1 pseudogene is annotated in these 297 nt (G+C 52.5%); it reads left to right on the forward strand.

Annotation, left to right across the window (positions count from 1 at the left end):
• Nucleotides 1-75 precede the first annotated feature (75 nt).
• Nucleotides 76-285: pseudogene (locus ACSZPU_RS26460) on the forward strand (IS5/IS1182 family transposase); the annotation flags it as partial.
• Between the last annotated feature and the right edge of the window lie 12 nt (nt 286-297).

Below are 297 nucleotides of genomic sequence, written 5' to 3' on the forward strand. Positions count from 1 at the left end.
TTCAGGCAACCGTCTGTGGTGTTTGCAGAGCTAAGATTGGCGGCTTAGCGTTGCACTTCGGAGTTGAATCCGCCAGGTATGAAAGCGGTGATCCCACCGCGCAGGAATCGTAAGGTCGTACGTGAGTACGACAACGCGCTCTATAAAGTCCGTCATCTGGTTGAAAATGCCTTCCTGCACCTCAAGCGCTGGCGGGGTATTGCAACGCGCTACGCAAAAAATACGGCCTCATTTCTCGCTGCCGTCCAGATCAGATGCATCGCTCTCTGGGCTAAAATCTTGTGACGACACTATCTA

The organism is Phytobacter sp. V69 (genome assembly GCF_965644215.1).
Lineage (GTDB): Bacteria > Pseudomonadota > Gammaproteobacteria > Enterobacterales > Enterobacteriaceae > Phytobacter.